This is a genomic window from Enterobacter sp. ECC_219_Taxon_10 (assembly GCF_058354905.1).
This window is the reverse complement of sequence record NZ_CM178005.1, coordinates 2,468,433-2,480,155: the sequence shown is the minus strand read 5'-3', so window position 1 is coordinate 2,480,155 and position 11,723 is coordinate 2,468,433. Positions and strand designations below refer to the sequence as shown.

Sequence of the window (11,723 nt, the reverse complement as noted above, 5' to 3'; positions counted from 1 at the left end):
ACGAAAATGGCAAAGGATACTACGTTTGAAATTCGGGCCGGTCATGGCCAACAGCTGGGGGCGAATTATGACGGGAAGGGCGTTAACTTCGCGCTGTTCTCCGCGCACGCTGAGCGGGTGGAGCTCTGTCTGTTTGACCCGTCCGGGAAAACGGAAATCGCCCGGCTGGAGCTGCCGGAATATACCCATGAGGTCTGGCACGGCTATGTGCCCGATCTGAAGCCCGGCGCGCTGTATGGCTATCGCGTCTACGGACCTTACGACCCTGAAAACGGTCACCGTTTTAACCCGCATAAGCTGCTTATCGACCCGTATGCCCGTGAACTGGTGGGCGATATCGACTGGAACGACGCCCATTTCGGCTATGAGCTGGGGCATGACGAGTTAGATTTAAGCTTTGATTCGCGGGACAGCGCGCCGTTCACGCCGAAATGCAAGGTTATCGACCCGAACGCTTTCGACTGGCAGGATAACAACCGGCCAAACGTGCCCTGGCCGCATACCGTTGTCTATGAGAGCCACGTCAAGGGCTTTACCCAGATGAACCCGGCCATCCCGCCCGAGCTGCGCGGAACGTTTGAGGGGATGGGACATAAAGCCTCGGTCGACTACATCAAAAGCCTGGGCATTACCTCGGTGGAGCTGCTGCCGGTTCATTGGTTCCCGGACGACCAGCATCTCCTCGACCGTGGCCTGAAAAACTTCTGGGGCTATAACACGCTGGGCTTTTTTGCCCCCGCGTCGCGCTACTACGGCCCGGCGGGGATCCAGGGCTTTCGCGACATGGTGCGCGCCTATCATGACGCGGGCATTGAGGTGATTCTGGACGTGGTCTATAACCACACGGCGGAAGGTAACGAGCTGGGGCCTACGCTCTCGTTTAAGGGGATCGATAACTACAGCTATTATCGTACGCTCCCGGATCAGCACCGGTACTACATCAACGACACCGGGACGGGAAATACGGTCAACACCTCGCACCCGCGCGTGTTACAGATGGTGATGGACTCCCTGCGCTACTGGGCGGAATCGATGCATATTGACGGTTTTCGTTTCGATCTGGGGACGATACTGGGCCGCGAGCCCGAAGGGTTTGACCCGCGCGGCGGTTTCTTCGACGCCATGACTCAGGATCCGGTGTTATCGAGACTCAAGCTGATTGGCGAACCCTGGGATATTGGCCCCGGCGGGTATCAGGTCGGCGGTTTCCCGCCGGGCTGGGGGGAGTGGAATGATAAGTATCGTGATACCGTTCGCGAGTACTGGAAGGGGGATAACGTCTCCACCGACTTTGCCGCGCGTCTGCTGGGCTCCGGGGATCTGTACGATCTGCGCGGGCGTCGTCCGTGGGCCAGCGTCAACTTCATCACCGCTCACGACGGCTTTACGCTGAATGATCTGGTGTCGTACAACGAGAAGCATAACGCCGATAACGGAGAGGACAATAACGACGGGCATAACGATAACCGCTCGTACAACTATGGGGAAGAAGGACCGACGGAGAACCCGGATATTATTGCTACCCGCGGACGGCAGAAGCGCAATTTCCTGACCACGCTGCTGTTCTCCCACGGCACGCCGATGCTGCTGGCGGGGGACGAGTTTGGCCGCACGCAGAAGGGCAACAACAACGGCTACTGCCAGGACAGCGAGATCTCGTGGATCGACTGGAAGGGGCTCTCCGAAAACGACGCTGCGTTGCGCGAGTTTACCCGTCGTCTCATTGCCCTTCGCGCGCAACAGCCGCTGCTGCGTCGTGAAAGCTGGCGCGACGGGCTGGAGATCCGCTGGTTTAATGCCGGGGGCGGTCCGCAGCAGGCCGAGCAGTGGGATGAAGGTTCGACGCTCGGGGTCTCCATCAGCAGACCGGATCTCAGGCAGGAGGACGGCATCTGGCACGACGTGCTGATGCTGTTTAACCCGTTCGAAGGCACCGTGCCGTTCCAGATCCCGCAGTTTGGCGAAGGGGGATGGGTTCTTGAACTGTCTACGGCGGATGACGCTGCCGCCGGAACAGCGATCACCGACACCGTAGAGTACGAGCTGGCCGGACGCAGCATTACCCTGTTCAGACGTCCGTAGTTCAGAGCGATGCCGCCGCGCGGGCGGCGGTGTCATACAGGGAGGAGATCGCGCGTAACAGCTGCGCGGTTTCGCCGATCGCTTTCCCGGAAATGCCGCTCTCCGCGTGGATGGCAATTAGACACGCTTCCCGCACGTCCCGATACTTCATGCACAACGCTTTCCCTTCCTCCGTGGTGGAGAAAAAGAGCTCTTTACCCGCTTTCTCACTCGTCACGTAGCCCGCTTTGACCAGCTTCTTCAGGGCATAGGTCACCACGTGGGTATCTTCCACGTTAAGCACGAAACAGATGTCGGCCAGCTTTTTCTTGCGGTCGCGGTGGTTCACGTGATGCAGCAGCGAAACGTCAAAGGCGCCCATATCCGGTTCGCCGGCTGCGGTCATGCAGCGCACCATCCATTTGTTGAACGCGTTGCCGGTCATGATCAGCGCGTACTCCAGCTCTGACAGTTCTGCGCAGCGCTCGGAAACCAGATGGCGGGAAGAGACGATCCGGCCATCGTTGATATCGTCGCGATCGGGTGAAGCACTCTTTTTCGAGGTCATAACGTTCCTTAGCCAGAAATGTAAACTCGTCGATAAAATAAGAACATTTTATTGATAATTTGTTTACATGTTTTTGAGGTTCAGATATAGCTTTTTAGCGCAGGTTTTGTGAAGCCTGACGTAAAACACAACATCGCTCGCCGCAAATTAAAAAAATAGCCGTCGGCGCGCAACGCTCACTTTCGATAGGGTAAACGTTATGGACGGTACTACGCTGTTGCCGCTGATCGGGATACCGATCGTGGTTATTGGTTTTGCACTGCGCTTCAACCCGCTGCTGGTAGTCGTGGTGGCGGGGCTGGCGACGGGCCTGCTGGTCGGGATGGATTTCGGGATGCTGCTGGAAACCTTCGGCGAGAAGTTCGTCAACAGCCGATCGCTGGCGACCTTCATCCTGATCCTGCCGGTGATTGGTCTGCTGGAATACTACGGGCTTAAAGAGCGCGCCCAGGCCTGGGTCGCGAAGATCGCCAGCGCCACCTCGGCGCGTATCCTGATGCTCTACTTCGTGGCGCGTGAAGGCACCGCCGCGCTGGGGCTGATGTCGCTGGGCGGTCATGCCCAGACTGTACGTCCGCTGCTGGCGCCGATGGCTGAAGGGGCCGCCCTGAACGAATATGGCGAGCTGCCGCAGCACATTCGCGACAAAATCAAGGCCCATGCTGCGGCGTGCGACAACATTGCGGTCTTCTTTGGAGAAGACATCTTTATCGCCTTTGGTGCGGTGCTGCTGATCGACGCGTTCCTGAAAGAGAACGGTATTCAGGGCATCGAACCGCTGCATATCGGCCTGTGGGCTATCCCAACCGCGATTGCGGCATTGATTATTCATATGACGCGCCTGCTGCGCCTGGATGCCAGCATCCGTCGCGACGTGATGGCCTGGCGTGCAGAGCAGGGAACGCAGGGGGCCGCGCAATGATGACGCTTATCACCATTAACCGTGTGTATTACCTGATCGGCTTTGTCGTGATGCTGCTGGTCGTTATGACCCTGCGCGATCGCGCCAATCCGAAGCGTTTTACCACCGCGCTGTTCTGGTTTTTATTCGGCGGGATCTTCCTGTTCGGTGACCTGATGGTGCAGGAGCTGGGTAAATCGCTGGCGTACCGGATCGTTGGCGGGTGCGTCATCGCTATCGCGCTGCTGGCGGGTTTTGGCCTGGTCGGGAAAGGGCACTACAAAATGGCCTCCGAGGAGGAGCGCGTTGCCTCGTCAAAGCGCCTTAAAAACTGGCTGTTCCTGCCCGCGCTGATGATCCCGGTGGTAACGGTTATCGGGACGCTGTTCCTGAAAGGGGTGTCGGTTGGCGGCGTGTTCCTGCTCGACCAGAAACAGCTCACCCTGGCGGCGCTGTGCGTGGCCTGCGTCGCGGCGATCCTCACCGGCTGGTGGCTGACGAAGGGGACGCCGCTGCATGCCATTCGGCAGTCTCGTCGTCTTGTCGACACTATCGGCTGGGCGGTGATCCTGCCGCAGATGCTGGCGATGCTCGGCGGCGTGTTCGTCGCGGCCAATACCGGGGATTCGGTGCAGAAGGTGGTCAGCCTGTTCGTGAACCCGGACAGTCGCTTCATGCTGGTGGTGATTTATTGCGTGGGGATGGCGCTGTTTACCATGATCATGGGTAACGCCTTTGCCGCTTTCCCGGTATTAAGTGCCGGTATCGCCTTACCGTTCCTGATCAACGTGCATCACGGCAACCCGGCGCCGCTGCTGGCGATTGGCATGTACGCGGGCTACTGCGGCACGCTGATGACGCCGATGGCCGCGAACTTCAATATTGTTCCCGCCGCCTTGCTGGAGCTGAAAGACAAATATCAGGTGATCAAGATCCAGATCCCGACCGCGTTAACCCTGCTGGTGGTGAACGTGTTCCTCATGTATTTCCTCGTGTTTCGCTAAGGAGTTGTTATGGAATTGACGCAACATCAGGCTGACGCGTTTGCCCGCATGCCTTTAACCTATTTGCGCCAGGAATACCCGAACCACATCATGCACCTGCTGAATGATGATGGTGACGTTCTGCCGCCGCGCGAGTTGCACCCGATTTTCTACGGCTGTTTCGACTGGCACTCGGCGGTGCACGGCTACTGGCTGCTGCTGCGCTGCGTGCGCCTCTATCCGGAGCTGCCGAGCCGGGACTCGATCGTCGCGCTTTTCGACGAGCACCTGACGGAAAAGAACGTGGCGAAAGAGCTGGCCTATTTCACCGCGCCGTTCCGCGCCTCGTTTGAGCGACCGTACGGCTACGGCTGGCTGCTGGCGCTGGCCCAGGAGCTGAAACAGTCGTCGCTGCCGCAGGCCGCAGGCTGGTATCAAACGCTTGAGCCGCTAACGCAGGATATTCGCCACAGGCTGGTGGATTACCTCAGCAAGCTCACCTATCCAATCCGCGTCGGGACGCATTACAACACGGCGTTTGCCCTCGCGCTGGCGCTCGATTACGCGCGAGGCGTGGAGGATAGCGCGCTTGAGCAGGCGATTGTCACGGCGGCGGAGCGGTTTTATCGCGCCGACACGCGCTATCCGGCCCACTACGAACCCGGCGGGGATGAGTACATTTCCGGCGCGCTGACGGAAGCGCTGCTGATGAGCAAGGTGTTAGAAGACTTCCCGGCCTGGTTTGACGCGTTTTTGCCGGATCTCGGCTCCGTTGCGGCGCTGATGAACCCGGCGGAGGTGAGCGACCGTACCGATCCGAAAATTGCCCATCTCGACGGGTTAAACCTCAGCCGTGCGTGGTGCATGAAGCATATTGCCAAAGCGCTTCCCGCAAACCATCCGGCGCAGCAGGCGCTGCGTGATGCCGTGGCGAAACACCTGACGGCAAGCGTCGAGCACGTGGTGGGCAGCCACTACAGCGGCGGGCACTGGCTGGCGAGCTTCGCGCTGCTGGCGCTGGAGTAAACGAGCGAGTCGTCTTTTTTGCCGGGTGACGCTGCGCTTACCCGGCCTACATTGTGCAAGCGTAGCGCCGCCGGGCGAATCAGGCTGATGCCCGAACCGCAGGGCGCAGCCGACTCACGCTAAACAACACTGACCCCGTCGAGGCGATGACGGCGATCCACAGCGCAAAATGCACGGCCCGGTCATGGTCTGATTCGGTCGTAGCAAGCAGCACGCCAACCGCGGCGGCACCAAGACACTGGCCAAATGTCCTCACAATCGACAACACGCCGGAGGCATAGCTGGCATATTCCCGCGCCACGTTAGCGAGCATCTCCCGGTTATTGGGGCTCTGGAAGCAGCCAAACCCAATCCCGCACACCAGACTGCGCAGGCAGATATTCCATGCGGAAGGGCTATCCGGCAACGTCGCCAGCAGAACCAGCCCACCGACAAAAATCATCAGCCCGACAGTCGAGATCAGCGGCGCGGAAAGGGTATCCGCCCAGCGCCCCGCGTGCGGCGCGATCAGCACGATGCCAACCGGCCACGGGGTGAACAGCAGCGCCGAAACCACCGGGCTGTAGCCATACACGCTCTGAAACAGGAACGGCAGCGCGACAAAGGTAATGCCCTGGCTGACAAACGAGGCCAGCGAGGTCAGGGCTGCAAGCGTAAAGCGCCCATTTTTGAAAATAACGGGCGGCAGTATGGGACTTTGCGCGCGCCGAATACGCCAGATAAAGGCGAGGGTGCTGACCAGCGTGAGGAACCCCCAGCCTGTGGCCGCCGGGTTGATACCTTGCGTTATGTGCTGAAGGCTGTCGGCAAGCATGATTGCAGAACCTAACAGCACGGCGGAGAGCGCGGCGCCCGGCGTATCAAAGGGGGACCGATCAACGTCTGGCTGGCGCGGTAACGCCCGCCACGCCAGCAGCAGGGCAACGCTGCCCGGAATAATGTTAATGGCGAACAGCCACTGCCAGCTCAGCATGTCCAGTATGGTTCCGCCCAGGACAGGGGCAATCGCCGTGCTGGAGGCGATAAGCAGGGCGTGCAGCCCCAGAATTCGGCCAAGCAGTCGACCCGGAAATACGGATCGCAGGATCGCCGGGGCGATACTCAGGGTGGCCGCCCCGCCGATGCCCTGCAGAATGCGCATGCCGATCAGCATTTCTGACGTGGTCGCCAGCGCGCAGCCGAGCGAGGTGAGCGTAAAGGTGGCAAGCCCGGCAAGAAACACCGGGCGATAGCCCACCCGCGCCGCCAGCGCCGCGAAGATGGCCAGTGTCATGGCCGCTGACAGCAGATAGCCGTTGGCAAACCACACCGCAACGTTCGCGGGCACCTGCATTGCCTTTGCCATGGAGGGCAGCGCGATGTTGATCATGATGCCGTCAAAGACGCCCATCAGCGTGGTGGTCATGACGGCGGCCATCACCCTGGCGCGTTCATGACCGGGTAATCCTTCATCGCCGGGCAGGTTTGAAAATAGCGTCATCGTCGTTACTCCGGATAAGAATAGTGATGACGAAACTATAATCATGGGGTATACAGGGCGGAAGACGCAGCGTTTGCACTTTATCGTTGCATAGAACGCCTTATCTGAGGAGCCATCGTGTCCGATCCTGACTTTAACCTTCTGGTTGCGCTCGACGTTCTGCTGGCCGAGGCCAGCGTGGCGGGCGCGGCGAGGCGCTTAAATCTGAGCACCTCCGCCATGAGCCGTACCCTGAGCAGGCTGCGGGAGGCAACCGGCGATGCTATTCTGGTGAGGGCCGGGCGCCATATGGTGCTGACCCCCTGGGCTGAAGCCACGCGGGACCGCGCCAGAAGCGCCGTGCATGAGGCGAGGGCGGTGCTGCAGCCCTCCACCGACACGCTGAAGGTGGAAAGTCTCGAGCGGCTGTTCACCATCCGGGCCAACGACGGTTTTGTGGTGGCATTTGGGCCACTGCTCATAGCCGCCGTGGCGAGCGTTGCGCCCGGAGTGTGCATCCGCTTCGCTCCCAAACCCGAGAAAACGTCGCGCTATTTGCGGGAGGGGCTTGTCGACCTGGAGATCGGCGTGCAGAACAATATGGGGCCTGAAATACGGCTGCAGCGGCTTTTTCAGGATCGGTTTGTTGGCGCGGTGCGCAAGGGGCATCCGCTGTCGTCACAGCCTGATGTCAGCCTTGACGATTATGTCGCGTGGGGCCATGTGGTGGCGTCGCCTGATGGGGCATTACACGGGTCTGTTGACGATGCGCTGGCGGAACGAGGGATGAAACGAAAGATCGCCAGTGTGGTGCCTGGATTCCCGACGGCGTTATCCGTGGCGCTGGCCTCCGATCTTATTGCCATGGTGCCGGCGCTGTACCTGCTCAATCAGGCGATGACCGAGCGCGTGCACGTCTTTGAACTGCCCTTTAAGACCCGCACCATTACGGTGTCACAGATGTGGCATCCTCGCATGGAGCGGGACCCGGCGCATCGCTGGCTCAGGGAAAAGGTCCTTGAGGTGTGCCGCGCTGTTTGCTGACGCTCAGAACACTTTTCCGGGTACTGTGAGGATGAAGCGCGTCGACACCGCATCCGATTCCACGCGGACTTTGCCGTGGTGCGCCGTGACGATGGACTTCACGATGGCAAGCCCAATTCCGCTGCCTTCACCTTTGCGCTGTCTGGACGGATCGACGCGATAAAAACGGTCAAACAGCTTTGGCAGATGCGCCTGCGGGATCGGCGTGCCGGGGTTTTCTGTCACCAGCTCAACGTCGTTATCCCGTTTTCTGATGGAGACCGTTACCGTTTTCCCTTCCGGCGTATAGCGCAGGGCGTTGGAGAGCAGATTATTGATTGCTCTTCTGAACATCTGCGGATCGCCTTCTATCAGGCAGGGCATCCCGTTAAATTTCAGTGAGATGTGGCGTTCTTCCGCCCAGGCTTCGAAGAAATCGAACACTTTCATGACCTCGGCGCTTAAATCAAACATCACCCGGTCAGGGATCAGCTGGTTATTATCCGCCTGCGCCAGAAATAGCATATCGCTGACCATGCGGGTCATCCGGTTGTACTCTTCCAGGCTGGAGTAGAGGACATCTTCCAGCTCTTTCTGGGAGCGGTTCTGGCTCAACGCAATTTCCGTTTGCGTCACCAGGTTGGTGATGGGGGTTCTGATTTCGTGGGCGATATCGGCGGAAAAATTCGCCTGCCGGGTAAAGACATCTTCAATTTTCCCAATCATATGGTTGAAGGAGATCACCAGCTGTTCCAGCTCAACGGGCACGCGGGACGGCTCCAGCCGCGCATCCAGATTTTCGGAGGTGATATTTTTAATGGCGGTGCTGACGTTACGCAGGGGCAAGTGTCCCTGGCGCACCGCGATACGAATAACCAGCACAATCAGCAGGCTGATCGCTGCGGCTATGGCAAAAAGATTCTTCTTCAGCGCCTCAAGGTAGTGGAGATGAAAATTTATCGAGAGCCCGATCAGCATGACGTAGTTCTGGGTTTTGCCCTGCAGCGTCGCCGTGCCTGAAGAGGCGATAATCCGGTAGGTTTGCATCTTCATGTCGGACCCGGCGTGCAGGGGGGCGGCAGGGTCTTCAACCGTCCAGAGAAACACATCCTGTGCACGACGGTGTGCGCTAAAGTTCGCCGTATTCATCGCCGGGCGCAGTGCCGCGCCCTGCGCCGAGCTGAACAGGGTATTGCCCTGCGGATCCAGAAGCAGGACGGCCACGTTGCGGTAGCTGGCGACCGACTCTTTGAGCTTGCTGATTTTCTTTTGGTCGGGATCGGCCGGAGACTGGAGGATGCGATGCATCGCGCTGCTGATCTGCTGTAAGTCGCTGATGTCCTGCTCGGCGAAATGCTTTTCAACGGAATGGAGCATAAACCAGGTAAAGGCGAAAAAGGCCAGTATCGTGGAGAGGCTGATAAAAAAGGTCAGCCGCAAGGCAAGAGAAAAAGGGCGCCTGGGAAGCTTAACGTGCATCCGGTACCTCCAGCATATAACCCACGCCGCGCACCGTCTGGATCAGCTTCGGTTCAAAATCGTTATCGATCTTTGCGCGCAGCCGCTTTACTGCCACGTCAATTGCGTTCGTGTCGCTGTCAAAGTTCATGTCCCACACCTGGGAGGCAATCAGGGAGCGGGGAAGCACCTCTCCCTGATGACGCAGGAAAAACTCCAGCAGGCTGAACTCTTTGCTGGTGAGCAGGATGCGATTGCCCGCCCGGCTGACCTTTCGCGATACGAGGTCAACCGTCAGGTCAGCCGCATGGAGCTGGCTTTCCGCGATCACCGTATTCCCGCGTCTTAACAGCGTCCTTACCCTGGCGAGCAGCTCAGCGAAGGCGAACGGCTTAATGAGATAATCATCCGCGCCCAGCTCAAGCCCTTTAACCCGGTGCTCAATCGTTCCGAGAGCCGTGAGTAACAGGATGGGCATCCCTTTACCGGCCGAGCGAAGCATGCGGACAATATCCCAGCCGTTCACATCGGGCAGCATGATATCCAGAATCAGCAGATCGTATTCAGCGGTCATGGCGAGGTGGTAGCCGTTCAGGCCGTTATCCGCGTGGTCCACGACAAACCCCGCTTCCGTCAGCCCCTTGCTGAGGTACTCACCGGTTTTCATTTCATCTTCGACGATCAGTATTTTCATCGTGCTCCCCCTGGCTGGCTGCTGGAGACATTCTAGTGAGCCTGCGACCGTTAACAATGACTTACGCTAAAAATGACAACATTGTCATTATCCTGTCACCCGTCAAACAGGATGCGTTCCGTAGAGTAACCCTAAATCTACTCTGGACTTCATTTAAACCGTTATGTTCCTGTTAAAACGACTAAGCATCAGTACGGTATTTATTCTGGCAGGCTGCGTCTCGCTGGCGCCTGAATACCAGCGGCCGGAAGCACCGGTACCCCAGCAGTTTTCGCTTTCCCGTAACGGCCTGACGCCCGCGGCGGCGGGGTACCAGGACACCGGCTGGCGACGCTTTTTTGTCGATCCTCAGGTTGCGGGGCTGATTACGGAAGCCCTGAAGAACAACCGGGATATAAAAATGGCCGCCCTGAAGGTTGAGGAAGCCCGGGCCCAGTTAAACGTGACGGATGCGGATCGTTATCCTCAACTGAATGCCTCCTCGGGCATCACGTACAGCGGCGGGCTGAAAAGTGACAAACCCACTTCACAACAGTATGACGCGGGGCTGGCGCTTAGCTACGAGCTCGACTTTTTCGGCAAGCTGAAAAACATGAGCGAGGCCGATCGACAAAACTATTTCGCCAGCGAAGAGGCCCGTCGCGCGGTGCATATCCTGCTCGTCTCTAACGTGTCGCAGAGCTATTTCAACCAGCAGCTGGCGTATAAACAGCTGCGTATTGCGCGGGATACGCTGGCGAATTACCAGCACTCCTATGCGTTCGTTGAGCAGCAGCTGGTGACGGGCAGCACGAACGTCCTGGCGCTGGAACAGGCCCGGGGACAGATCGAAAGTACGCAGGCAGAGATTGCCAAAAGAGAGGGGGAGCTGGCGCAGGCCAATAATGCCCTGCAGCTGCTCCTCGGCACGTATCGCGCGCTGCCGGGCGACGGCGGCATGAATGCCAGCGACGTTGCGCCGGTAAAACTGCCTCCCCATCTTTCCTCCGCGATACTGCTGCAACGCCCGGATATTATGGAGGCGGAGTATCAGCTTAAAGCGGCCGATGCCAATATCGGCGCGGCACGTGCTGCTTTTTTCCCGTCCATTTCGCTGACCAGCGGGCTTTCAACCGGCAGCACGGAGTTGTCCAGCATGTTCACCGCCGGCAGTGGGATGTGGAATTTTATTCCTAAAATCGACATTCCCATTTTTAATGCGGGCAGGAATAAGGCCAACCTGAAGCTGGCCGAAATTCGCCAGCAGCAGTCGGTTGTGAATTACGAACAAAAAATTCAGTCCGCCTTCAAACAGGTTGCCGACGCGCTCGCGCTGCGGGACAGCATTAACCAGCAAGTTGAAGCGCAGCAGCGTTATCTTGATTCGTTGCAAATTACCCTGCAGCGGGCCAGAGGATTATATTCCAGCGGTGTGGTCAGCTATATCGAGGTGCTCGACGCGGAACGTTCTCTTTTCTCCACGCAGCAAACCATTCTCGACCTTATTTACGCCCGTCAGGTGAATGAGATTAATCTCTTCACCGCGCTCGGCGGCGGTTGGGTTGAATAAC

General features: G+C 58.6%; 10 protein-coding genes. 6 read left to right on the top strand and 4 right to left on the bottom strand.

Annotated elements, in window-relative coordinates:
- Positions 1 to 6: 6 nt before the first annotated feature.
- Positions 7 to 2,082, top strand: coding sequence for a glycogen debranching protein GlgX (gene glgX, locus AC4ICF_RS11865; protein WP_316379165.1), 2,076 nt, complete (start codon positions 7 to 9; stop codon positions 2,080 to 2,082).
- A 1-nt stretch (position 2,083) separates the two neighbouring features.
- Here glgX and AC4ICF_RS11860 read toward each other — a convergent pair whose 3' ends face one another.
- Positions 2,084 to 2,629, bottom strand: a complete 546-nt coding sequence (locus AC4ICF_RS11860; protein ID WP_116339832.1) for a winged helix DNA-binding protein — start codon at positions 2,627 to 2,629, stop codon at positions 2,084 to 2,086.
- A 199-nt stretch (positions 2,630 to 2,828) separates the two neighbouring features.
- On the opposite strand from AC4ICF_RS11860, the gene AC4ICF_RS11855 reads away from it, so the two are divergent.
- From AC4ICF_RS11855 to AC4ICF_RS11845, 3 genes are read left to right on the top strand one after another with little or no spacing between them, the layout of a single operon-like run.
- Positions 2,829 to 3,551: a DUF969 domain-containing protein gene (locus AC4ICF_RS11855; RefSeq protein ID WP_192982276.1), complete on the top strand. Its 723-nt coding sequence runs from the start codon at positions 2,829 to 2,831 to the stop codon at positions 3,549 to 3,551.
- Positions 3,548 to 4,534, top strand: coding sequence for a DUF979 domain-containing protein (locus tag AC4ICF_RS11850; RefSeq protein ID WP_166711207.1), 987 nt, complete (start codon positions 3,548 to 3,550; stop codon positions 4,532 to 4,534). Before AC4ICF_RS11855 ends, AC4ICF_RS11850 begins: the two co-directional genes overlap by 4 nt.
- Before the next feature lie 9 nt (positions 4,535 to 4,543).
- Positions 4,544 to 5,539 (top strand): DUF2891 domain-containing protein, encoded by a 996-nt coding sequence (locus tag AC4ICF_RS11845; RefSeq protein ID WP_316379164.1) that lies wholly within the window; start codon positions 4,544 to 4,546, stop codon positions 5,537 to 5,539.
- Positions 5,540 to 5,618: 79 nt separating this feature from the next.
- Here AC4ICF_RS11845 and AC4ICF_RS11840 read toward each other — a convergent pair whose 3' ends face one another.
- The gene (locus tag AC4ICF_RS11840) at positions 5,619 to 7,019 is read right to left on the bottom strand and encodes an MFS transporter (RefSeq protein ID WP_316379163.1); all 1,401 of its coding nucleotides are present in this window, start codon (positions 7,017 to 7,019) and stop codon (positions 5,619 to 5,621) included.
- A 117-nt stretch (positions 7,020 to 7,136) separates the two neighbouring features.
- Between AC4ICF_RS11840 and AC4ICF_RS11835 the strand changes: the two genes are divergently transcribed.
- A complete protein-coding gene (locus tag AC4ICF_RS11835) occupies positions 7,137 to 8,042 on the top strand; it encodes a LysR family transcriptional regulator (protein ID WP_320719529.1) in 906 nt (301 codons plus the stop codon).
- A 3-nt stretch (positions 8,043 to 8,045) separates the two neighbouring features.
- On the opposite strand, the gene AC4ICF_RS11830 is transcribed toward AC4ICF_RS11835, so the two are convergent.
- Complete coding sequence (locus tag AC4ICF_RS11830; protein ID WP_316379161.1) at positions 8,046 to 9,500, bottom strand: Cu(+)/Ag(+) sensor histidine kinase; 1,455 nt, start codon at positions 9,498 to 9,500, stop codon at positions 8,046 to 8,048.
- Entirely contained in the window at positions 9,490 to 10,173 is a 684-nt protein-coding gene (locus AC4ICF_RS11825; RefSeq protein ID WP_316379160.1) for a copper/silver response regulator transcription factor, read from the bottom strand. Before AC4ICF_RS11825 ends, AC4ICF_RS11830 begins: the two co-directional genes overlap by 11 nt.
- Positions 10,174 to 10,336: 163 nt before the next feature.
- On the opposite strand from AC4ICF_RS11825, the gene AC4ICF_RS11820 reads away from it, so the two are divergent.
- Positions 10,337 to 11,722, top strand: coding sequence for an efflux transporter outer membrane subunit (locus AC4ICF_RS11820; RefSeq protein ID WP_316379159.1), 1,386 nt, complete (start codon positions 10,337 to 10,339; stop codon positions 11,720 to 11,722).
- Position 11,723: the final 1 nt, after the last annotated feature.